Annotated in this window: 14 protein-coding genes and 2 pseudogenes; 11 read left to right on the forward strand and 5 right to left on the reverse strand. The window is 37.5% G+C overall.

From position 1 onward, the window contains the following. Positions 1-70: 70 nt before the first annotated feature. The gene (gene mrdA / locus A0J48_RS19095; RefSeq protein ID WP_200325844.1) at positions 71-1,879 is read right to left on the reverse strand and encodes a penicillin-binding protein 2; all 1,809 of its coding nucleotides are present in this window, start codon (positions 1,877-1,879) and stop codon (positions 71-73) included. A gap of 121 nt (positions 1,880-2,000) precedes the next feature. Here mrdA and A0J48_RS27495 point away from each other — a divergent pair, with 121 nt between their 5' ends. The 4 genes from A0J48_RS27495 (at position 2,001) to A0J48_RS19110 (ending at position 5,674) form a co-directional block, all read left to right on the forward strand. Next, a complete protein-coding gene (locus tag A0J48_RS27495; protein ID WP_267910320.1) occupies positions 2,001-2,126 on the forward strand; it encodes a hypothetical protein in 126 nt (41 codons plus the stop codon). Between the two features lie 64 nt (positions 2,127-2,190). After that, positions 2,191-3,330, forward strand: a complete 1,140-nt coding sequence (locus tag A0J48_RS19100) for an ABC transporter ATP-binding protein (RefSeq protein WP_200325846.1) — start codon at positions 2,191-2,193, stop codon at positions 3,328-3,330. 19 nt (positions 3,331-3,349) lie between these two features. Continuing rightward, a complete protein-coding gene (locus A0J48_RS19105) occupies positions 3,350-4,450 on the forward strand; it encodes a polyamine ABC transporter substrate-binding protein (protein WP_200325877.1) in 1,101 nt (366 codons plus the stop codon). 309 nt (positions 4,451-4,759) lie between these two features. Further along, entirely contained in the window at positions 4,760-5,674 is a 915-nt protein-coding gene (locus tag A0J48_RS19110) for an ABC transporter permease (RefSeq protein WP_200325848.1), read from the forward strand. Between the two features lie 156 nt (positions 5,675-5,830). Here the strand turns inward: A0J48_RS19110 and A0J48_RS19115 are convergent. Then, a pseudogene (locus tag A0J48_RS19115) lies at positions 5,831-6,745 on the reverse strand (RNA-guided endonuclease InsQ/TnpB family protein); the annotation flags it as partial. Positions 6,746-6,926: 181 nt separating this feature from the next. Continuing rightward, complete coding sequence (gene hisG, locus A0J48_RS19120; protein ID WP_200325850.1) at positions 6,927-7,574, reverse strand: ATP phosphoribosyltransferase; 648 nt, start codon at positions 7,572-7,574, stop codon at positions 6,927-6,929. Positions 7,575-7,609: 35 nt separating this feature from the next. Here hisG and rppA point away from each other — a divergent pair, with 35 nt between their 5' ends. Together rppA and A0J48_RS19130 are read left to right on the forward strand one after the other, a co-directional pair. Further along, positions 7,610-8,320, forward strand: a complete 711-nt coding sequence (gene rppA, locus A0J48_RS19125; RefSeq protein ID WP_234301024.1) for a two-component system response regulator RppA — start codon at positions 7,610-7,612, stop codon at positions 8,318-8,320. A gap of 418 nt (positions 8,321-8,738) precedes the next feature. Continuing rightward, positions 8,739-12,809, forward strand: a complete 4,071-nt coding sequence (locus A0J48_RS19130) for a response regulator (RefSeq protein ID WP_200325852.1) — start codon at positions 8,739-8,741, stop codon at positions 12,807-12,809. A gap of 11 nt (positions 12,810-12,820) precedes the next feature. Here A0J48_RS19130 and A0J48_RS27150 read toward each other — a convergent pair whose 3' ends face one another. Continuing rightward, positions 12,821-13,159 carry a zinc ribbon domain-containing protein gene (locus tag A0J48_RS27150; RefSeq protein ID WP_325078911.1) on the reverse strand — a complete coding sequence of 113 codons (339 nt, stop codon included), beginning with the start codon at positions 13,157-13,159 and terminating at the stop codon, positions 12,821-12,823. 238 nt (positions 13,160-13,397) lie between these two features. Between A0J48_RS27150 and dusB the strand changes: the two genes are divergently transcribed. The 3 genes from dusB (at position 13,398) to A0J48_RS19150 (ending at position 17,706) form a co-directional block, all read left to right on the forward strand. Further along, complete coding sequence (dusB, locus tag A0J48_RS19140; protein ID WP_200325854.1) at positions 13,398-14,453, forward strand: tRNA dihydrouridine synthase DusB; 1,056 nt, start codon at positions 13,398-13,400, stop codon at positions 14,451-14,453. Between the two features lie 390 nt (positions 14,454-14,843). Continuing rightward, on the forward strand, positions 14,844-16,070 hold the full coding sequence (locus A0J48_RS19145; RefSeq protein WP_200325855.1) for a FecR family protein: 1,227 nt from the start codon (positions 14,844-14,846) through the stop codon (positions 16,068-16,070). 28 nt (positions 16,071-16,098) lie between these two features. Then, on the forward strand, positions 16,099-17,706 hold the full coding sequence (locus A0J48_RS19150; protein WP_200325857.1) for an iron uptake porin: 1,608 nt from the start codon (positions 16,099-16,101) through the stop codon (positions 17,704-17,706). Positions 17,707-17,850: 144 nt separating this feature from the next. Here A0J48_RS19150 and A0J48_RS19155 read toward each other — a convergent pair. Then, positions 17,851-19,488, reverse strand: a pseudogene (locus A0J48_RS19155) (VIT domain-containing protein); the annotation flags it as partial. A 90-nt stretch (positions 19,489-19,578) separates the two neighbouring features. On the opposite strand from A0J48_RS19155, the gene A0J48_RS19160 reads away from it, so the two are divergent. Both A0J48_RS19160 and A0J48_RS19165 read left to right on the forward strand, forming a co-directional pair. After that, entirely contained in the window at positions 19,579-21,255 is a 1,677-nt protein-coding gene (locus tag A0J48_RS19160) for an HNH endonuclease (protein ID WP_325078909.1), read from the forward strand. A gap of 41 nt (positions 21,256-21,296) precedes the next feature. Then, positions 21,297-22,775 carry an NB-ARC domain-containing protein gene (locus A0J48_RS19165; RefSeq protein ID WP_200325861.1) on the forward strand — a complete coding sequence of 493 codons (1,479 nt, stop codon included), beginning with the start codon at positions 21,297-21,299 and terminating at the stop codon, positions 22,773-22,775. Positions 22,776-22,844 lie beyond the last annotated feature (69 nt).

Below are 22,844 nucleotides of genomic sequence, written 5' to 3' on the forward strand. Positions count from 1 at the left end.
GTGTAGGGGTGTAGGGGTGTAGGGGAGAAGAATTTTCCCCCTTGCTACCTGCTCCCTGCTCCCTTTCCTCTTAACTGTCACCTTTTTTATACTTCCCTGGATACTTCCGGGCAAAATATTCTTCCATAATGTCTAAAATCATTGGTGCAGCGACACTACCACCACCACCACCAGAATGTTCAGCAAAAGCCACAATCACAACTTCTGGTTTATCAGCAGGTGCAAAAGCTCCAAACCAAGCGTGATTTTGTTTAGACCTGCCCTTCCAAGCTTCCGCTGTCCCACTCTTACCGGATGTTGGAGGAATAGTTGGTTTATTTAAAGCTTTACCTGTACCTTCAGATACCACTTTACGCAAACCTTCACGGAGGATTTTAAGAGTTTCTGGCTTCATGTTTAGAGATTCGCGCCATTTTTTTGCATCCCCATTATCTTTAAGCAAATGCGGTTTGACTCGATAACCACCATTAGCAGGGACAGCAAACATCACAGCTACCTGTAGAGGTGTAGTTTGTAAAGCACCTTGACCAATGGACATATTAATAGTGTCGCCTACAGTCCAAGGCATTTTCCATGCTTTCTGCTTCCAGTTGTCATCAGGAACTAAACCTTTTGCTTCTTCTGTGGAGAATTCAAAGCCAGTTTTTTCACCAAAACCATATTTGCGAGTCCATTCAATTAATTTCGGACCCCCTACTCCTTTACCAATTTGATAAAAGAAGGTATCACTACTCCATTGCATTGCACCCACAAAACCCAAAGGACCAAATCCCGCATGGTTCCATTCACCAAATCTTGTCCCACCAATAGTTAAAGAACCATAGGTTTGTAGGACTGTGTTGGGAGAAAATCTACCTGATTCTATTCCCGCAGTAGTGGTGACAATTTTAAAGGTACTCGCAGGTGGAAAAGCACTCAAGGCACGATTAACTAAAGGATGTTCCTCACCTTGGACACTTTCCCAATCTTTTTGAGAGAGTTTCTGCTTAGAAAAAATATTCGGGTCAAAAGTAGGATGGGATACCATTGCTAAAACTTCACCGTTGTTAGGGTTGAGTGCGACAATTGCTCCATTCCGATTACCCAAAGCTTTTTCGGCTACCTTTTGCATTTCCACATCTATAGTTAGGTGCAAATCATTACCAGCTTTGGCTTGTTTTTCTCCCAATACCCGCAACGGTCTACCAGCACCATCAACTTCTACTTGCTGACCACCCCATTCACCCCGGAGTGTTTTTTCATAGGCTTTTTCTACGCCCATTTGCCCAATTACATCACCGAGACGATAGCCTTCAGACTGTCTCTTTTTTAACTGTTCTGCTGTTAGTTCGCGGGTGTAGCCAAGTATATGCGCCAATTCCCTACCTTGGGGATAATAACGCACAGCTTCCGTATTAATTTCTACATCTGGTAATTCGTTTTCATATTCTTTCAAGGCTGTAATTTGCTCTTCAGTTACATTACGGGCAATGCGAATTAGAGAAGCTGAATTAGCCCCGGCTTGCTCTAGTTTGGTTTCCATGTCCTCTTGAGGAATATCCAGGATTTGGGACAGACGCGGCCCGACAACTGACCATGAAGGTTTGGTATGAGCCATTGGCCACAAATACACAGACCGGGGATAGCGAGTAGTTGCTAACAGTTTGCCATTACGGTCAAAAATGTTGCCTCGTTCCGGTTGTTTGGGAATCATTCTAATCCGGTTAGCTTCTGCCCGTTGTCGCAGTTTTGGCCCCTCAATAATTTGCAAATAAGCTAAACGAGCGCCTATTCCCGATGTCATCAATAAGGTGAATAATATTAAAAATATTGACTGGGAATTACGCCCAACTGTACGAGTATTTTTTTGACTGTTAGGTAGTGATGGTAATATAGCCATAAGATTAAAAAAAATGTCTGAAAATTAACAATTAGGAGGCTTTAAGGCAGAATGCTCCAAGAGTGGAGGTAAAAGCTTGTTTCGCTTGCAGCTTGATCTTGTTGGTATTTTACATTTAATTATGTCTACCTATTTATTTAGTCAATGGTTTGTAGCTGTCACCCGGTACACAGAACAAAATAATGGCAAGTATATTTTTAACAAGGGTGTTTTTGGCGGTTACAATAAACCACATCGTTGTTTGTAGTCTACGTTAATAGCCTACATTTCCTAACTAAGTTTCGTCATATCACGGCATTCTACTGAAGACTATGGCTCAAACTGTGATGCAGAATCAGAGGGGTGTAACTAATTTTCAGCCGCTTGATGTTGAATTACGTAATGTATTCAAGTTTTTCAACCAAGAACCAGCAGTACATGGTGTGGACTTGGATGTGAGACAGGGTGAGTTCTTTAGTATTTTAGGCCCTTCAGGTTGTGGGAAGACAACCATACTCCGCTTAATTGCGGGATTTGAAAGGGTTGATGCAGGTAAGTTGTTGATTCAAGGCCAGTTGATGGCTAATGTACCTCCTTACCGCAGACCTATCAATACTGTGTTTCAAAGCTATGCTTTATTTAATCACTTAAATGTGTGGGAGAACATTGCATTTGGACTGCGGTTAAAAAAATTATCCAAATCCGAAGTTAATAGTAGGGTGACAGAAGCTTTAAAACTCGTAAAAATGGAAAGTTTGCGATCGCGTTTACCCTCTCAACTTTCTGGTGGTCAACAACAACGAGTGGCTTTAGCTAGGGCTTTAGTTAATCGTCCTGCTGTTTTACTCTTGGATGAACCATTGGGAGCTTTAGATTTAAAATTGCGTAAGGAAATGCAGGTTGAACTGTGCAATCTCCACAAGGAGTTAGAATTAACATTTGTGATGGTGACACACGATCAAGCGGAAGCACTATCCTTATCTGACCGCATCGCGGTGATGAATCAGGGCAAAATTGAACAAGTTGGTACTCCTAGCGAAATTTACGAACGTCCTCAAACCGCTTTTGTCGCTGACTTTATTGGTGATACAAATTTATTCAGCGGGGAAATAACTACAGTTGAATCTGATTGTGTCAAAGTGTTGACCAAAACAGGACTGTCTATTGTTGCTGCGCGTACAGAAGATACACCGACTGGATTATTGCAAGCTGTAGTATTAAGTGTGCGTCCAGAAAAAATTCAAATTTCTCTTTATCAACCAAATTTACCCAGCAATTGCTTTGAAGGTAGGTTAGTTAATATCATGTATTTGGGTACTCATGTTAATTATGTTGTGGAATTAGCCAACGGCATAAATATTAATGTTTTACAACCCAACATCTTTGGCAGCTTACCAGACCATAACACGCCTATTTATATTTGGTGGGCAGAAACTGACTGTTTAGCTATTAGTCAAGAAGCATCAAGGTAAAAAATCCATAATGACTAAAATAACTAACAGAAGACTATTCATCAAAAGGATGTTAGCGTTTTCTGGCTTGTCTTTAAGTAGTTGTGGCTGGAAATTAGCTAATGTCAACGCTAATTATACTAATTCTGGTAATTCTGGTAATTCTGGTCAAAAGGACAGCCTATCTATATATACATGGAGTCAATATACTGATCAAGAATTATTATCTACTTTTACTGCCCAAACGGGGATAAAAGTATTGGCAGATGTTTATGATTCCAACGATGTGATGCTGGCTAAATTACAAGCTGGAGGTGCTGCCTCTTATAGCATTATCTATCCATCTGACTATATGGTGCAGAAGATGGTAGATAAAAATTTATTAACAGCAATCAATCATGAAAATTTAATTGGGTTAGAAAATTTATTTACCCAATTTCAAAATCCTAGTTATGACCCTAATAATCGTTATAGTATTCCTTTTAATTGGGGAACAACCGGGTTACTGTACAACTCAGAAAAGTTAGCAACTCCACCTGAAGATTGGGAGTATCTTTGGCAAAATCAAGATCAACTTTATAAGCGCATGACCTTACTCAATGATGTGCGGGAGGTGATGGGTGCAACATTAAAGATGCTTGGTTATTCTTACAACTCCCAAAATGAAACCGAAATTAAAGCAGCTTATGAAAAATTGAAATTATTAAAACCTGCTATTGCTGCTTTTGACACCGATGCTTGGCAAAACCAAATTTTAGCAGGAGATTTATTATTAGCCATGTGTTACTCTGCTGATGGAGTTAAAATATCCCAAGAAAACCCCAAACTTAAATATGTAATTCCTCGCAGTGGTTCTTCACTATGGACAGATACTATTGTTATTCCCAAAACAGCCCCTAACCTACCTGTTGCCTATAGTTGGATTAACTTGCTACTACAACCAGATGTAGCGGCTGCAATCAGCAAAAGGCTGAAGATTGCTACTCCTAATCGTGCTGGGTTTGAACAATTACCAAAAGAAATTCAAACTAATACTAGTTTATTTCCTCCGGCATCAATTTTAGAAAAGTGTGAACGTCTCACTCCTGTAGGCAAAGTTGAAGAAGTTTATGAGCGATATTGGACTCAATTATTAGCATGAATAAGGAGGCAGGAGGCAGGAGGCAGAAGGCAGAAGGCAGAAGGCAGAAGTAAGGGACTTCCAACTAAAAAAATATTCCATCGTTTGGGTCAGCAGGGGAAGCAGGGGAAGCAGGGGGCGCAGGGGAGGAAGAATCTCATACTCATATTGGTTCTCACTCATTGAATAATTTAATTTCTGGAAGTCCCTAAGAATTAAGTTTTCCCCCTACACCCCTACACCCTTACATCCTTACACCCTTACACCCCTACACCCTACACCCCTACACCCTTACACCCCTACACCCTTACACCCTGAAGGTATTTATTCGTGTCTATTCAAAGTCCTAATTCCCCCATTGAATCCCCTAATAATATTGTCAAAAAAGTGCAATTGCATCGCTATCCTGTGAAATTGTTTCCACCTTTAGCCTTACTTGCACCAGCAGGGATTTGGTTATTAATATTATTATTACTACCAACATTCATAATTTTTCAATTGAGTTTGGTAACAGATATTCGACCAGGAGATATTGTTAATCCTAATGGAATTAAAAACTATATCCGTATTTTAGAACCTCTTTACTTACAAGTCATATTCAATTCTTTATTTTTTGCCATTAAGACAACTATTATTTGTTTAATTTTGGGGTTTCCTGTTGCTTATTGGATTGCTCAAATAGCACCTAAACGCTGGCGTAATTTGCTGTTGTTAGGGTTTATTCTACCCTTGTGGACTTCTTCTTTGTTGCGTTCTTATGCTTGGATTACTATTCTGCGTCCTACAGGATTATTGAATAGTATACTGACTAGTTTAGGTTTACCTGCTTTGGAATTATTGAACCGTAATCCCGCAGTATTAATTGGCATGAGTTACAGTTTACTGCCTTACATGGTTTTAGTTTTGTATGCTTCTTTGGAAAAACTGGATCAACGTTTATTAGAAGCTGCTGCTGATTTGGGTGCAAATCCAGTGCAAACTTTTTGGAAAGTGACTGTACCGCAAGTTTTTCCAGGGATTGCTGCTGGTTCTTTGTTGGTATTTATCACTGCTTTGGGGGATTTTATTGACCCAGAATTATTGGGTGGTGCTTCTAGTATGACCGCAGCACGGTTAGTTTATAACCAGTTTCTCGGTGCTACTCAAAATTGGGGTTTTGGTTCAGCTTTGAGTATGACGTTGATTTTGGTTGTGAGTATTGCGATCGCATTGATAATTAGATTTGGTGAAGTCAAACCTAAATAATAAGTAGGTCGGCGTTAAAAATTGTCGTTATGACAAGGCAGGAGGCAGGAGGCAGAAGGCAGGAGGGAAGAGGCTTTTGAGCAACTTTACTTTTTGTTATATACTTTGGTTTTTTCGCGCCTTTTTACTTAGTTCAACAATTGACAATTACCTCTACTTAACACCAAAATACTCTAACCACTTTCTGAATTGATACCAACCAGCATCATTAATAGATTTGGCCAGACAATGATTTTTTACTAAATTCTTAATCCTCAAATCTTCATAGGCTACCAAATCGTTAGATTGGATTACGCAACGCGCTACTCTCTTAGCGTGTTCTTCACGTTGCCTACTTATTTTCAGGTGTACTCGCCCTAATCTATTAATGGCTTTCTTACGGTTGATAGAGCCTTTTTTCTGACGAGAAACACGACGTTGATAAAACTTTAATCGTTTTTCTCCAGTCCGATAAAATCTAGGATTAGGTTCACTATGCCCATTGCTGTCTGTATAGAACTCTTTTAATCCAACATCCAAACCAATAGTTTTACCGGTTGGTTGTGTTTCTACTTTGTTGTCTACACTAATTAAAAATTGGACATAATACCCGTCAGCACGACGTACTAACCTAACTCGTTTGATCTGTTCTATGGGGTAGAAGTTTAAATCCCATGTTCCTTTTAGTTTGAGGTTGCCAATCTCTTTTTTGTCAGTGAAAGTTATTTGTTTTCTCGTTTGTGACAACTTCCAACCAGAGGTTTTATATTCCACCGAACGGTTATTTTTCTTGAACTTTGGATAACCCTTCTTTCCAGGAATAAACTTTTTACAGTTATCGTAAAACCGAGCGATGGAACTATAAGCTCTTTCCACACCTACCTGACAAGCGTGGGAGTTTAAGTCTTTAACAAAGGAATACTCAGCCCTTAAGACAGTATTGTAGCGATACAAATCTTTCTGTCCCACACCACGATTATCCATCCAAAAACGGATACACTTGTTGCGGACAAATTGAGCAGTTTTGATCGCTTCATCAATAGCAGCATATTGAGTTGTTTTCCCTTTTGCCTTAAACTCTAGAACAATCATTTGACGTGGAAAACATCTACGGCAATTAACATAACATAAATAAAGCCGCCCTGCAAGGGCGGGGCTTGTATCCCATTATTTTCGGTCAAATGGAAAACTTTTATCTGTTTCCCCTAAAAAAAGGAAGGCTTTCAACCTTGAATGGATTAATTATCAATTATCAATTATCAATTGTCAATTATCAATTGTTAACTGTTAACTGTTCAACTCGCATCTGTTCCACCACTTGATGCAAATTACCCATATTGAGACGATAGCTCAAAGGATGGACAATTAACCTAGCCGTACTTTCATACAAGGTAGCAATCTCAACTAAACCATTTTCACGCAAAGTCCTACCTGTAGAAACGATATCAACAATTGCCTCAGACATCCCTGTAATTGGTCCTAGTTCCACTGAACCGTATAAAGGAACTATTTCTACAGGTAAATCTAGACTTTGGAAATATTCCCGCGCACAATTTACATATTTAGAAGCAACTCGACCGTGAGCGGGTAAATCTAAAGGAGACTTATAGGAACTAGAAGCTTTTACAGCTACGGACATTCGACAATAACCAAATTGCAAATCAACTAATTGTGCAACTTGTGGCTTTTTCTCTTGTAGTACATCGTAACCGACAATACCCAATTGTGCCTGACCATATTCTACATAAACAGGTACATCTTGCGCCCGTACTAACAGCCCCTTCGCTTGTCCACTAGCATCAGGAATTTGTAGTTGGCGGTTTCCAGAATCTAAAAAACCACTAAAATCTAATCCTACTGATTTTAGGAGGCGGATGCTATTTTTAAGTAATTCCCCTTTCGGTAGTGCAACAGTCAGCATTATTTTTTGGTGTCTTTGTCTTTGCGGTTTATTATATGCTTATCACAAGCAGCATGAGAATTTTATTAGTTGATGATGAAGTTGAACTCACTGACCCCTTGAGTCGTGTGTTAACTCGTGAGGGTTATATTGTTGATACTGCTTATAACGGAAATAACGGCAGCCAACTTGCACAAACAGGCAGTTATGACTTACTAATTTTAGATTGGATGTTACCAGGAAAAACAGGGTTAGAAATTTGTCAAGAATTGCGTCGTCAAGCTAAAATTACCCCTGTTCTATTTCTCACTGCTAAAGATACTCTAGATGACCGTGTCAAGGGTTTAGATGCCGGTGCAGATGATTATTTAGTGAAACCTTTTGAACTGCGGGAGTTACTAGCAAGAGTCCGAGCTTTATTACGTCGTTCTGGTATTGAGTCCTACAGCACTACCACAGGGCGTTTATTAGTAGCTGATTTAGAACTTGATGTAGAAAATCAGATTGCTTATCGTCAAGGGAGAATTATTGAACTATCACAAAAAGAAAGTCAGCTACTACAATATTTTATGGAACATTCCGGACAATTACTTACTCACAGCCAGATTATGCAACATTTGTGGACAAATGATGAACATCCGGAAAGTAATGTCATTGCGGCATTAATTCGCTTATTACGTCGTAAAATTGAGGTCGGTAGTGAATCGGCACTGATTCACACAGTGTACGGAAAAGGTTATCGTTTCGGTTCTACGGTCATAGAATAATACAAATCTTAACTACAGTTTTTACAATAAAAATTACTAATTTTGATATATTTTCCAGTATATAAATCAATTTTTAGATCAACCTTCAGCTATCAGCATGATGTATAACCGTAGTCCATAACAACTGCAAGGAAGTCTATATCCTGTTACTAGCTGTAGTTATTTAAAAACCCCACGCTAACATAGTTATACAAAGCAAATGCCTTCAGCAGGTTTGAAGGTCAACACTGAGTATTTAGTAGCAATAACCGTTTTGTTAACTTTGTGAGCGAAACTCTACTTAATGCTGCTGCGAATATTAATTGGCAAATTTTGATCCAAAACTATAATAACTAATTTTTAGCAACCCTTAATTAATATGCAGTTTATTACTAACCTATTATAATTACCAGGAGTAACTGTTAAGGAAAAACATATATTGCTGCTGGTATTGTTAATCATTGCAGGTTATCTAAGGAATTATTTTAAGATCACACTATTTTTTGGGGTTGACTTTCTCTTTGGCAGTATAGCCGTTTTACTTGTCGTAGCTATTTATGGATGTTTTTGGGGGACTGTTGCTGCAATTATTAGTAGTAGTTGTACTTATTTAATGTGGGGACATCCTTATGCAATGATCATTTTTACTTGTGAGACGTTATTTGTCGGATTACTTTTACGCAAAAAAAGTCAAAATCTGCTTTTATTAGATGGCATTTACTGGATGATTTTAGGTATGCCATTGGTAGCTATATTCTATGGGGGAGCATTAAATGTTAGCTTTATAGCTACATTATTAATTTTATTAAAACAGGCTGTTAATGGTTTTTTTAATGCCTTAGTTAGTAGCTTAGTGATTAACTATTTACCTATTGATAAATGGTTGAAAATTACCAAAAATAAATATACGATTTCTTGGCAGCAATCCCTGTTTATTTTATTAATTTCTTTCGTGTTTTTCCCGGTAATGACTCTTAATATAAATAATGCTCTTCGTGCTTATGATAATGCGGAAATGGAGATTGTCAAAACATTAAACTCATTGTCATTATCATTAAAAAATAATATTCAGTTATGGCAAGAAACCCATTTAACAATTCTCAAAAATATTGCTAATACTCTAGCGAGTATATCTGAAAATACTAATGATAATCTGGAAGAAGTTTTAAAAACTACTCAAAAAATATTTCCTCAATTTAATCATATTTATATAGTTGATCAAAAGGGGGAACTGATTGCTTTACACCCACAAACAAGAAAAGCGTATTTAAAAATTCAACAAAGAGCAGATTTTCAAAAACTCAAAACAAATACATCTTTAGTGACAACTGATATAGTAGTAGCATCTACACCAAATGGAAAAAATGAGATTTTAATATTAGGTGTACCAATTGTTAGAAATAATCAGTTTATAGGTGCTGTTTTTGGCGAAATTAATCTGGAAAAGTTAAATCAAATAATTAAAAAAAATTCTACTAATCCGGATTTTGAAATCATCATCATAGATGATCAAAACAGAATTATAGCTACTAATTTAAACACATCAAAAGTCCTTGAAAAATTTGAAAAACACCAAAATAAAAAAATCCGCAATCTATATAATAATGTAGTGCATTTTTTACCGGACTCACCTAATATTCCAGCTATATGGAAATGGGAAAAATCTTTTTATTCTCAAATCAGTAATTTAGATGATATTTTTCCCCTAAAATTATTAGTCGAGTTACCAACCAAGCCGAAAATAGATGATATTCGTAAAATTTTTATCAACAATCTGTCAATTATGTTATTAGCTGCTGTCATGGCTTTGATAGCTGCTGTTATTCTCAGTAATAAATTAGTTGAACCTCTGTTGAAGCTAACTCAAGTTACTACTGATTTACCTCAAAAAATTCTTGCACAAGAAGATATTATTATTAACAACAGCAATATTGCCGAAATAGACTCTCTGACTCGTAACTTTAAGTCTATGGTCATGGCACTACATCAAATGTTCCAAGAAATAAAAAATGCCAATGAAAAACTGGAAGAAAGGGTGAGAATACGCACTCAAGAATTATCAATAACTAATGATGAACTAGCATCAGAAGTTGTACGACGACAAACAATTGAACAAATATTACGTGAACGGGAAGAACGTTATGAATTAGCAATTTCTGGGACAAATGATGGTATTTGGGATTGGAACTTAATTACTAATGAAGTTTATTATTCCCCTGCTTGGATGAGGATTTTAGGATATGAAAAAGAATTATTACCTCACCTGTATTCTACCTGGGCAGATAATGTGCATCCCGATGAACTGCATCAAGTTCTATGGGATATTCATAATCATCTAGAAGGAAAGACAGATGTTTATCAAAATACCCATCGCATTAAACATAGAAATGGCAATTACATTTGGATAGCTGCTAAAGGAAAATGTATTTGTGATGAACAGGGTAATCCTTATCGTGTAGTAGGCACAATTACAGATATTACCGAGAAGAAACTAGCGGAGGAACAACTCAAATCTGCCAAAGAAGAAGCGGAAATTGCCAACCTTACCAAAAGCGAATTTTTAGCAACTATGAGCCATGAAATTCGCACACCTATGAATGCAGTAATTGGTATGACTGGCTTGTTGTTGGACACACAATTAACTCCACAACAGCAAGAGTTTACAGAAATCATCCGCAATAGCGGAGATGCGATGTTAACTATAATTAATGATATCCTTGACTTCTCTAAAATTGAATCTGGAAGGTTAGAAATTGAAGAGCAAATTTTTAATTTGAGAAATTGTATTGAAGAATCTTTCGATTTAGTTGCTCCCAAAGCTAGTGAGAAAGGCTTGGAACTTGCTTATTTAATGGATACAGAAATATCTGAATTTATTAAGGGAGATGCTACTCGTTTAAGACAAATATTAGTTAATTTACTTAGTAACGCTATTAAATTTACTAATTGTGGTGAAGTTATCATTTCCGTTAGTAGTCAAATAAAAAACCAATTAAATTTTCCAATTATTACTGACAAAAACCTCTTATACGAAATCAAATTTACCGTCAAAGATACAGGAATAGGTATTCCTGAAGATAAAATGTATAGGTTATTTCAACCATTTAGTCAAGTCGATGCTTCCACAACTCGTCATTATGGTGGTACAGGTTTAGGATTAGTAATTAGCCAGAGATTAACTGAATTAATGGGAGGTAAAATGTGGGTTGAAAGTGTAGTTGGTAAAGGTTCTAGTTTTATATTTACTATTGTCACATCTTATGTAAATCAGTCAGATATTCAAGATGACTATGTGCAGCAAAAATTGATTAATTATAAACGTTTGTTAATAGTTGATAGCCATGTTACAAATTGCCAAGCATTGATGCTACAATGTAAATCTTTGGGGATGTTTCCTGTAGCTGTAGAATCTGGAAAAGCAGCACTCAAATATCTTCAGGAACAACGCTTTGACATGGCTATTTTAGATATGCAGTTGACAGAAATAGATGGGTTAAATTTAGCAGAAGAGATTCGTCAACTGCCTAATTGTCAACAATTGCCTTTAGTCATGCTTACTCCTATTGGCTATGTGCAGAGTCATGGAAATTCTCAAAGCATAAAGTCTGAGTTTGCCGCATATCTAACTAAACCTATTAAGAAATCTCAAATTTTAAATATCTTAACTGGGATTTTTAGTCATGATCATGTCGTTGATCAAAAAAATATTTCTGCACCGACAAAATCCAAATTTGATGGACTGATGGCAGAAAAAATACCCTTAAAAATTATTGTTGCTGAAGATAATGTAGTGAATCAGAAAGTTGCCCTAAATATATTACAACGTCTAGGATACCGCGCTGATGTCGCAGCAAATGGTTTAGAAGTGTTAACAGCTTTACGCAGGCAGCCCTATGATGTTATATTAATGGACTTACAAATGCCAGAAATGGATGGTTTGACAGCAACTCGTCAAATTTGCCAAGAATGGCCATTATCTTCCCGTCCTTGGATTATTGCCATGACGGCAAATGCTATGCAGGGAGATAGGGAAAAATGTTTGGAAGCAGGGATGAATGATTACACCACTAAGCCTATTAAGATAGAAGCATTAACCAAGGCTTTAAGTAACTGTCAAAAGCAGGGTATCAATAGTAATAAAATTGTTGAATTTATGCCTAATAATAATATACTTGATGCCACAGCTTTAGAAGAACTCAGAGATATAGTTTGCAGTAACAACCAGGAAGAATTTATTCAAATAATACAATCTTATCTGGAAGATACACCCCAACGTTTCCACTCAATTCAGAATGCAATTAGTAAACAAGATGCAAAAACACTGCAACTAGAAGCTCATGCTCTCAAGTCTAGTAGTGCTATTGTTGGGGCAACAAATTTATCTCAAATTTGTACAAAATTAGAAGCATTGGGACGTGATGCTAATCTAGTAGATGCAACTTTATTACTATCCCAAGCGATAGCAGAATATCAGTTAGTAGATGCTGCATTGCAACTAGAATGTAAGTAGTTTTGACATACTCACCGACGTAAAACGTCGGCGATTCTTGACGGTTCACCGCAACTTGCTACCGTTCGCGCAGCGTCGCCACTGGCGATAGTAGTCTTATGGTCGCTCCCCGTCCGTTTAAGGAGGCAGTCCGGTCTTGGGGTCTCCCAAAGTAGAGGAACTGCCGTGTCGTGCCGATGCCCCATGCCGACCATTTCTATATTTTTAGAAGCATTTTCGTCTCTATCCAGTTCAGCACCGCAATTCAAGCACAGTATTGAACGCACAGATAAATCAACCTTTCCCCAACGGAAACCACAGCAAGAACAGACTTGACTTGTGGGCTGCCATCTATAAATTTGTTGCTTGATTCAACCTTAAATGTACACTTTTGATGGTACAACCTTCAAAACCCTTGCACTTACTTTCCAATTTCTCAGCCTCAAACCTTTGATTTATCTCGGTTTTACATTTATATGGCTTACGCCGAGCTACGCTATCAGCATCCCCTAACTTGACTCTCTCTGTAGCTAAAAGCTGACTCCTGACTCCTGACTCCTGAATTCTTACCAATTAAAACTCTCAACCAGCAACTTACATTTAGTATCTATGCTTTCTATCTCTTCCACTCTCCAAGCCAAACTTGCCCAACCATTAAAAATCGGCTCTTTTGAAGTGAAAAGCCGGGTTTTGCAGGCTCCATTATCGGGAGTAACAGATATGGTATTTCGTCGCTTGGTGCGTCGCTATGCACCAGAGTCGATGATGTATACCGAAATGGTGAACGCGACGGGATTGCATTATGTAAAACAACTACCAAAAATTATGGAGGTAGACCCCAACGAACGCCCGATAAGTATTCAATTATTTGATTGTCGTCCTGATTTTTTAGCCGAAGCAGCAGTCAAAGCCGTTGCTGAAGGTGCGGATACTGTGGATATAAATATGGGATGTCCAGTCAATAAAATTACTAAAAATGGTGGTGGTTCTTCCTTATTAAGACAACCGGAAGTAGCGGAAGCTATTGTGCGGGAAGTGGTAAAAGCTGTAGATGTTCCCGTGACAGTAAAAACTCGCATTGGTTGGAATGATCAGGAAATTACCATTTTGGATTTTGCTAAAAGAATGGAAGATGCGGGAGCGCAAATGATTACAGTACATGGTCGTACTCGCGCTCAAGGATACAATGGTAATGCTCGGTGGGAATGGATTGCTAGGGTAAAGGAAATATTATCAATTCCTGTGATTGGTAATGGGGATATTTTCTCTGTAGAAGCAGCCGTGAAATGTTTAGAAGAAACCGGTGCTGATGGAGTAATGTGTTCCCGTGGAACTTTAGGTTATCCTTTTTTAGTCGGTGAAGTTGACCACTTCTTAAAAACGGGAGAATTATTACCACCTCCAAACCCAATTCAAAGAATGGAATGTGCTAGAGAACATTTATATGCTTTATGGGAATATAAAGGTGATAGAGGTGTACGTCAAGCTCGTAAACATTTAACTTGGTATGCTAAAGGTTTTGTCGGTGCGGCTGAATTGCGGGGCAATTTAAGTTTAGTAGAAACTGTGCAGCAAGGATTAGATTTAATTGATCGGGCAATTGAAAAACTGACAAATGGTTATGAACCAGAGGCTGAGGAAGAAGCGAATTTGTCAATGGTTTGATGTAAGCATTCAGCCGTCAGCCGTCAGCCGTCAGTTATGTACCTGGAATATTGAAATACAAAGAATGAAAAGAAACAGATGCTCCCTAACATTCCTGAAATTAAAATTTCTGAATCCTTGCTATTGCTGCTATTGGTTGATTAGTCATTACTTAAGCTAGGAATAAGCTGTTGTGCATTTAAAATGCACAACAGCAAGTCAAAAGTCAAAAGTCAAAAGTCAAAAGTGAAGAAAGTTTCAGGGTACTTTTCCTCAATATCGCAATATACAATCTAGCTGCACAGCAGCTTACTTACAGTTTGATATTGATATCTTTTTTCCTATTCCCTATTCCCTATTCCCTATTCCCCATTCCCTGCCTAAACAGATTAGATAAATATTGCAAGGAAAATGATATTATCAACAACTCACAAATTAATTGTTAGCAGTTTATTGGCACTATCTTGGATGACTCCTGTATTAGCAGCCCAAGACCAACCGCTAACCCGTGCGGAACTTTATAAACTTATTCAAAGTGTGGAATTATGGTTAAAAAATCAAAATCCACGACCTGCAAAACTCAAAGATGTGATAGTTCCCCTTGATGCTGTGAAAACGGGGATTAGTTCTCAAGCGGAATTGTTTTTTAATGATAAATCTTTAATTCGAGTAGATCAACGCAGTGTGTTCAGGTTTGAACCAGGTGTACGGCGATTTCAACTGAAAAATCGCATAGCTATGAAGGAAATGATTTTTAAGTTGGAAAATGGTACGGCGTTGATTTTGAGTCCTCCGGGAAGTGTGGGAACAGAAGTAGAAACACCCCAAAGTAAAATTAGTATTTTTGCCGCAAATCCTGTAAATTCTCCCAGTGTCAGCCCGGAATTAACTCCTTTGTTTTCACCAGCAACTAAAGCTAGTGCGGCAATGGTTATTCATGATAATACAACTAATAGCACTAGGGTTTTTGCTTTAACTGATGGAGAATTTGCTATATCTGACCAACAAGATAAAAAGACTGTAAATCTCAAAGGTGGCCAGACCGTAGCTGTTAAAAATGGTGTGGTAGGAACAGTACAAGAATTTGATTTACAAGGCTTTTATAAATCAACTAATTTAACTAGAGGTTTAGCACCGGGGCAAGAAAATTTAATTGCCCAGGAAGCGCCTCCAGTACAAGAAACTCTAAATTTTGTCAGAACTCAAACTTTGGCTGCTTTGAGGAATCAAACTAAACGCATTCAAGGGTTTACTAGCACTTTCTTGAGAGATGCTTTAGGGGGAACAGAAGGCGATTTAAATCCTCGGTTCCCAGGTTCTGTGAGGATTAGAAATCCACAAGTAACTAAAGGAACTTTTTATCGAACAGAAGGAAATAGGGCTATTTTTATTCCTGAGAATAATCCCAATGCTACTAAGGTAATTAGTGTAGATTTTGATAAAGGGACCGTTACTATTGATGGGAACACAGGCGTAAGTAATAAAGCTGGTTTAAGTGGGAATAATGCCAGTGGTTCTGTGATTAATGCAAATGGACAAATAACTCAGATTGAAGTTTTTGGAGTGAATGGAGAAGAACCTCAAAATGGAATTCCCTATAGTGGGAGTTTGACAACGGGAGTAGCACGCGATCGCTAATTTTTTGTAACAAGAGTGAGGAGTTATCATGGGTGCTAGGAATTTATTGTTTTTATCTGGAGCATTTCTAATTTGTTTGAATTTACCAGCATTTGCAGATAATACAGAATATCTGAATAATTCACCAATAATTTTTCTAGAACCACCGGAAAAATTAGATCAATTAGCACAAAATCCAGCAGCATTAGATGATAGTAACCGCGTAACATCTGTTTCCCAATTATCTGATGTGCAACCTAGTGATTGGGCTTTTACAGCATTACAATCTTTAGTGGAACGTTATGGTGTCATTTCTGGTTATCCAGATGGAACATTTAAAGGTAATCGTTCCCTCAGTCGCTATGAATTTGCCGCAGGTTTACAAGCGGTCATGCAGAAAATTGATGAATTATTAGCAAGTGCTTCATCTCAAGTTGTGAGAAGAGAAGACTTAGAACAAGTACAGAAATTATCAGAACAATTTGCCGGAGAATTATCTACTTTAAGAGGCAGGGTTGATAATTTAGAGAACCGGACAGCAGAAATACAATCACAACAGTTTTCTACTACTACTAAATTAGCTGGACAAGTTATATTTGGCATCGCTACAGGTGCTGGTGGTAAGCCTCCTGGTAATGGAGAAGCTAACACAATTTTTACTCAATTAACCCAATTGCAATTAGCTTCTTCTTTTACAGGTAAAGACGTTTTTCGCATTGGTTTAACATCAGGTAATAGCACCGATGATAGTTTTGGTAATCCCCAAGCTTTTAATACAAATATGGCCAGATTATCTTGGCAAGCAGATTATGATAATCAAGTACAATTAGATTCTTTAGAATATAGAATAGCCGGATTCGGTGATAAAGTCGTATTCACTTTTAAACCTGTAGGTTTTAGTTTAAGTAGTGTTCTCAGCGTTAACTCTCCCTATGCTAATGCAGGTCAGGGAGCAATTTCCTCTTTTGCAGGTTCAACTTCTTTATTCAGAATTGGTAGTCTCGATGCTGGAGTCGGTTTTGATTGGTTGATGTCAGATAAAATGCGGTTGCAATTTGCCTACGGAACAAGAAATAGCAACGATAATAATCAAGGTGTATTGAGTGCAGATCATAGTGCTTTAGGAGTGCAACTTTTATATAAACCGACAGCATCTTTAATTACGGGTTTAGCTTATGTCAATGCTTATGCTAGTGACGGTCAATTAGATACTGGAACAGGTAGCGGTAATGCAGATACCTCTGGAGGATTAAATGAACCTGCTCAAATTCATGCTCTTAATGCCAGTATGAAATGGCAAGTCAGTGATAGTTTGGTTTTGAGTTTGTGGGGAGGTGCAGCAGTTACTGATTCCGTTACATCAGATGCTTTTGCTTTCAGCACCACCTATCAAGCATCTGTAGGTTTATATGATCCTTTCGGCAGAAAGGGTGATTTATTGGGTTTGATCATCGGTCAACCTTTAAAGCTGAATAACGGGTATTTAATTGCTAATACTGATACTGGAAATTCTACACATTATGAGGTTTTTTACCGTTATTTAGTTAATGATAATATCGCCATTACACCGGGATTTTTTATTGTTACTGACCCTGGGCATATTTCTAGAAATAACGATATTTTTGTTGGTGTGTTGAGAACAACCTTTAATTTTTAGATCAGGTCTTGATGTTTATTTGCAGCCTCAATCAAAATCGAGGTATGCTGTAATTTCATCTTGCACCTGCACCCATTGTTTTTTCAGGTGCGTTTTTATAAATGACTTTTGGCAATGGGAGGCTTTCTCCTCTTGATGAAGGCGATTACCCGTCACCTGAAAATTCACATTAAAGATGTGTTGGTAGCGTCTACCATCCCCAGCCATACCTGTAATGTGCAGCTTGCCAGCACGACAATCTGGTTTACGTCCAAATAACACTAATGGCTGTTCTACAAATAAATCTGGTGGTGTGGAAGGATACATGATAGGAAATTCACCATCACCTTCCCAGTGCAATTGGATGTTAGCAAATACGGGATGATTAATTTGGCGGAAGAATTTTTCTACCACATGATTGACTGGTTCATCATGGCGGATAATGCGAGCAATACCCCTACCTATTTCCGCAACTCGATTTAGCAAAAACCGATTCACAGAACTACCAGCACCAAAACTATGCAGTCTAGTTCCTGGCTGGAGAAGGCGTTGCACTTCGGCAAGAATCTGGTTTTCGTTACCAATATAGCCATCGGTAAGTAGGACAATATTTCGTAAACGACCTGGATCTGTGACTGGGAAATTTAACACAGTCTGAATCCCCCGTAACATCTGTGTTCCCCCACCTGCACTTAAGCGATTGATATAATTAATTGCCCGTGAGCGATTTTCGGGAGTATTGAAGAGGGGAACAGGTGAGAGTTGCTGTGTGGTATCGGAAAAGTCAATAATGCTAAAAGTGTCCTGGGAATTAAGTCCAGTGATAAAACGACGCATTAATTCTTGACATTGCATTAATGGTGCGCCACTTTGAGAACCGGATCTGTCAATTAGAAACACCATATCTTTGGGGACAAACTCATCTGGGTTGTACTGGATGGCAGGAATTAAGTAAACTGCAAAGTGTCCACCTCGTTCATCTGCTTGAGTGAGTACGCAAGTTTGTGTATTCTTCCCAGCTACTTGGTAACGAAGAATTAGGTCTTTGTTGGGGATAGTGTCTCCACCTGCAAGTTTTACTTGTGCCAGCTTTCCAGTACGGGTAATTTGAATGTGGTGAGAGGGTGAGTTAATATTTTGAATTTCTACACCAGCGTTAATTTCTACGGTGACATTAATATCATGGCGAGAGCGTGTACCTGCTGGAAGGATGGGAGCGTTCAACCGGGAAGCATCTGGCACTAAATCAGTATCTTGATTGAGAGACATGGGTGTAGGTGCAGAACCACTCCCCGTTGAACTTCCTTCAATAGTTATCCCTGGAACGTAACGAGGGCCAACTACCATCGGGAAAACAAATTCATAATTTCCACCCTCAAATTTGAGACTGTCGGTGTAACGAATAATCACATCAATTTGTTCACCGGGTTGAATATTGGCTAGAGATTGAGTGAAGATGTTGTCTCGTTCTTGTTCTAGGAGTCCTGCTGTGCGGCCTTGTTTTTTGGCTTGTTCGTATATTTTTTGTGCTTCTTGGCGTTTTTTAATGCTACCTTTAATAGTGCGATCGCCTATCCGAATCAGCATATCATCGACGGCAGCTTCATCGGGTAGAGGGAAAATATAGGTAGCTTCTAAGGTAGTGTGAAAAGGATTTTCAAAGGTTTGGGTAACTTCAACCCGTGAGATATTACCAGCAACCTTAGCTTTGACTTCGGTATGCTTGAGAGGAAAAGCTAGAGGTTGTTGGTTGGGGGTGTAAATGTATAAACCACTGGGTTGCTGTTCTAAAGTGCCAATCATAATTTTTACCTGACGCTTGTTTTTGTATGTCTCTAGCGTAGGTGGGTTTTTCGGGGAGATATGCTCAGTTTTATGCTCAGTTGATGCTCAGTGCTGGGATCAGGTATGGGGTTTGCAGTCAATAATACTGTTTGTAAGTATGGTAATATTCGTGTTGATAACTGTAACCGTACTGCAAATTTAAATAATAATTATTTAATTCAGGAAGTAAAATTTATGGCTAAAGTTAATCTTGATGCTCTTATTCCAAGAGAAGATTTTGAAGTCAAAGAAAATATTAATCCAGGGAAGAAGAAAGACACACTTTCAATAGAGGACTTCAAAGCAGATTCATTTTTCTTTCAAAATCTCAGAAAGCCAGATTTTCAAAGAGAAACTAACGAATGGGATAGTAAGAAAATTTGTGCATTTATACAGAGTTTTGTAGAAGGTGATTTAATACCGGCGGTTATTTTGTGGCGAAGTACAGGGGGACACTTATTTGTAATTGATGGTAGCCATAGATTCAGTGCTTTATTTGCTTGGGTAAATGATGATTACGGCGATGGAAAAATCTCAAAAGAATTTTATGAAGGTGTCATTCCTGATGAACAATTAAAATTTGCTGAAGAAACACGAAAATTAGTCAATAAAATAGTCTGCCCATATGATGATTTAAGGTATGCTTTGACAAACACAGAAAAATTTAAACCAGAAATTGTTCAATATGCTCGTAATTTATCATATGTAGCAATTCAACTTCAATGGGTTGAAGGAGATGCAAGCAAAGCAGAAAGTTCTTTCCTGAAAATAAATCAGCAAGCTGCTCCAATTAACAACACTGAGTTACAACTCATCAAATCTAGAACTAAACCTAATAGTATTGCGGCACGGGCTATTATCAGAAGTGGTACAGGACATAAATATTGGTCATCTTTCTCAAATGAAATTCAAGATAAAATCGAAGAAATTGCCAAAGAAATTAATCAAATATTATTTGAACCTAAGTTACATAATAGGATAACCACTTCTGATTTACCAATGGGAGGAAAACTTTATTCTAATCAAACTCTGTCACTAATTTTTGATTTTGTAAATGTTGTCAATGATATAGAGTTAGGTGATAATGAAATTAATGATGATAAGACAGATGAAGCCACTATAAAATTCTTAAGTAAAGTGAGGAAAATATCTCGGAGGTTAAATAGTAATGATAACTTATCTTTAGGTCTACATCCAATAGTTTATTTTTATTCTCAGGAAGGAAGATATAGGACAGTAGCATTTATTTCTATTGTTGATTTTGTTATAGAATTAGATAAAAGAAACAAAATCAATGATTTTATTTCAGTTAGAGAAAAATTTGAAGATTTTCTAATTGCATATGATTATCTAAGCCAGCAAATATATTACAAGTATAAGTCTGTCCATAAAAGCTATAAACACATTTCTAAATTTTTCCAAAAAGTAATTAACTATCTGAAAAATGGTCTAGAGATTGAAGCAATTATTAATGAAATCATCTCTAAAGATTTTAACTATTTGACTCTTCGGAATACAACTCAAGAAACTAATTCGTCAGCCAAGGATTTTACTACAAGTCAAAAAAGTAGAATTTTTATTATACAAGAACTGCCAAGAATACAGCGATGTAAAATTTGTGGTGGACTTATCCATAGAAATTCAATTTCAATTGATCATATACAGCGTAAACAAGATGGTGGTCTTGCAACATTAGATAATGGACAAATAACGCATCCTTACTGTAATACTGGATATAAAAATTAAGATGTCGCTGTTACCATCATTGCGATATTAAATAAAAACCTATGTCCAATTCTCTCAAAGCATCAACCACTGGATTAGAAATTGTCGATAAAGCCCGTCAACGGTTAGGATGGACAAAAACTAGCACCGCACGTTGGTGGCAAGATGCCCATACTTCTAAAGCTACTTTACGACGATTTTGGCAAGGCGATCGCATTCAAAAAGAAATCTTCATTGCTATCTGTCAAGCTGTAGGTATTAGTGAATGGGAACACATAGCAGAAGTACATGATATTAACTTGGATAATACTACTCCTTTCCTAGATTGGAATGAAGCACCTGATATTGAAAGCTTTTATGGGAGAAATGAGGAATTATTACAATTAGAAGCATGGATTAATAATGGTTGTAAATTAATCAACATTATTGGTATTGGTGGTATTGGTAAAACTTCCCTCGCATTGGCTATCGCAGATCGTCTGCAATCTCAGTTTGATTGTTTAATTTGGAAATCGCTTTATAATACACCTTCACTTATTTCTTTACTAGATAATTTATTAAGTGTTTTTAATCAAGCTGCTTGTGGTGATGTCCAAAAAGATACTTTCCAAGTAATACAACATCTACAAAAACAGCACTGTTTATTAATTCTAGATGGATTAGATGCGGTTTTATCAAATTCAGAATTAACTAAATTTATCCAACAATCAAGCCTCCATCGTCATCAAAGCTGTATCATCACTACTGGCAGAGAGAAACAAAATCCTTTGGAAGTGAATACAAAAGCTGTTTGTAGTCTCACCTTAAATGGATTGGCACAAACAGATGCTTTAGATTTGTTAAAATCGAGAGGATTTACAGGTAAAGAATTTGGTTTAGCAGCTTTAATTCAGCTTTATCGCGGAAATCCCTTAGCTTTAAAACTTGCAACACCATTCATTCAATCTGTATTTGCTGGAAATATAGCTGCATTTCTCAATCAAAATACTTTAATTATTGGCGAGCGTTTGCGTGTTATTCTCAAACAACAATTAGAGAAACTTTCAGAATTAGAAAGAGACATTATTTACTGGTTAGCCATTTGGCAAGAACCTATATCTTTTGCTCGCTTGCAAACTCACTTACTAATATCTATTGACCCAGCAAGAGTTTTAGAAGCAATTATTGAATTAGAACAAAAATCACTTTTAGAAAAATGGTTTATTTCTGAAGAAACCGCATTTACACTACAACCACTGGTGATGAAGGTAGTAACTGATAAAGTAGTTGAAAATGCTACCAAAGAGATTAATCAGGTTGTACAGACTGATGATATTCGCCATTTTCAAATACTCAGAACTCATTGGTTACTGCGTCCGGGTACAGATGATATTGCAGGCGATCGCATTTTAAATCAACTGTGTGAAAATTTATGGCGGGGATACAGTGCAGGTTTTTCACAAATCCTGGATGAAATTTTGCAGCTTTTACAAAATCAATCTCCTTTAGCAATTGGTTACATCGCCTGTAATATAAATGCACTAGCTGTGCTTACAGTTTAGCGTGCCATTAAGCATTAGCTAAATGCTGACCTCTTCTCTCTATCCCACAGAGTACCAATTAATGGGAAA

The sequence above is a fragment of the Sphaerospermopsis aphanizomenoides BCCUSP55 genome (assembly GCF_001586785.1).
Lineage (GTDB): Bacteria > Cyanobacteriota > Cyanobacteriia > Cyanobacteriales > Nostocaceae > Sphaerospermopsis_A > Sphaerospermopsis_A aphanizomenoides_A.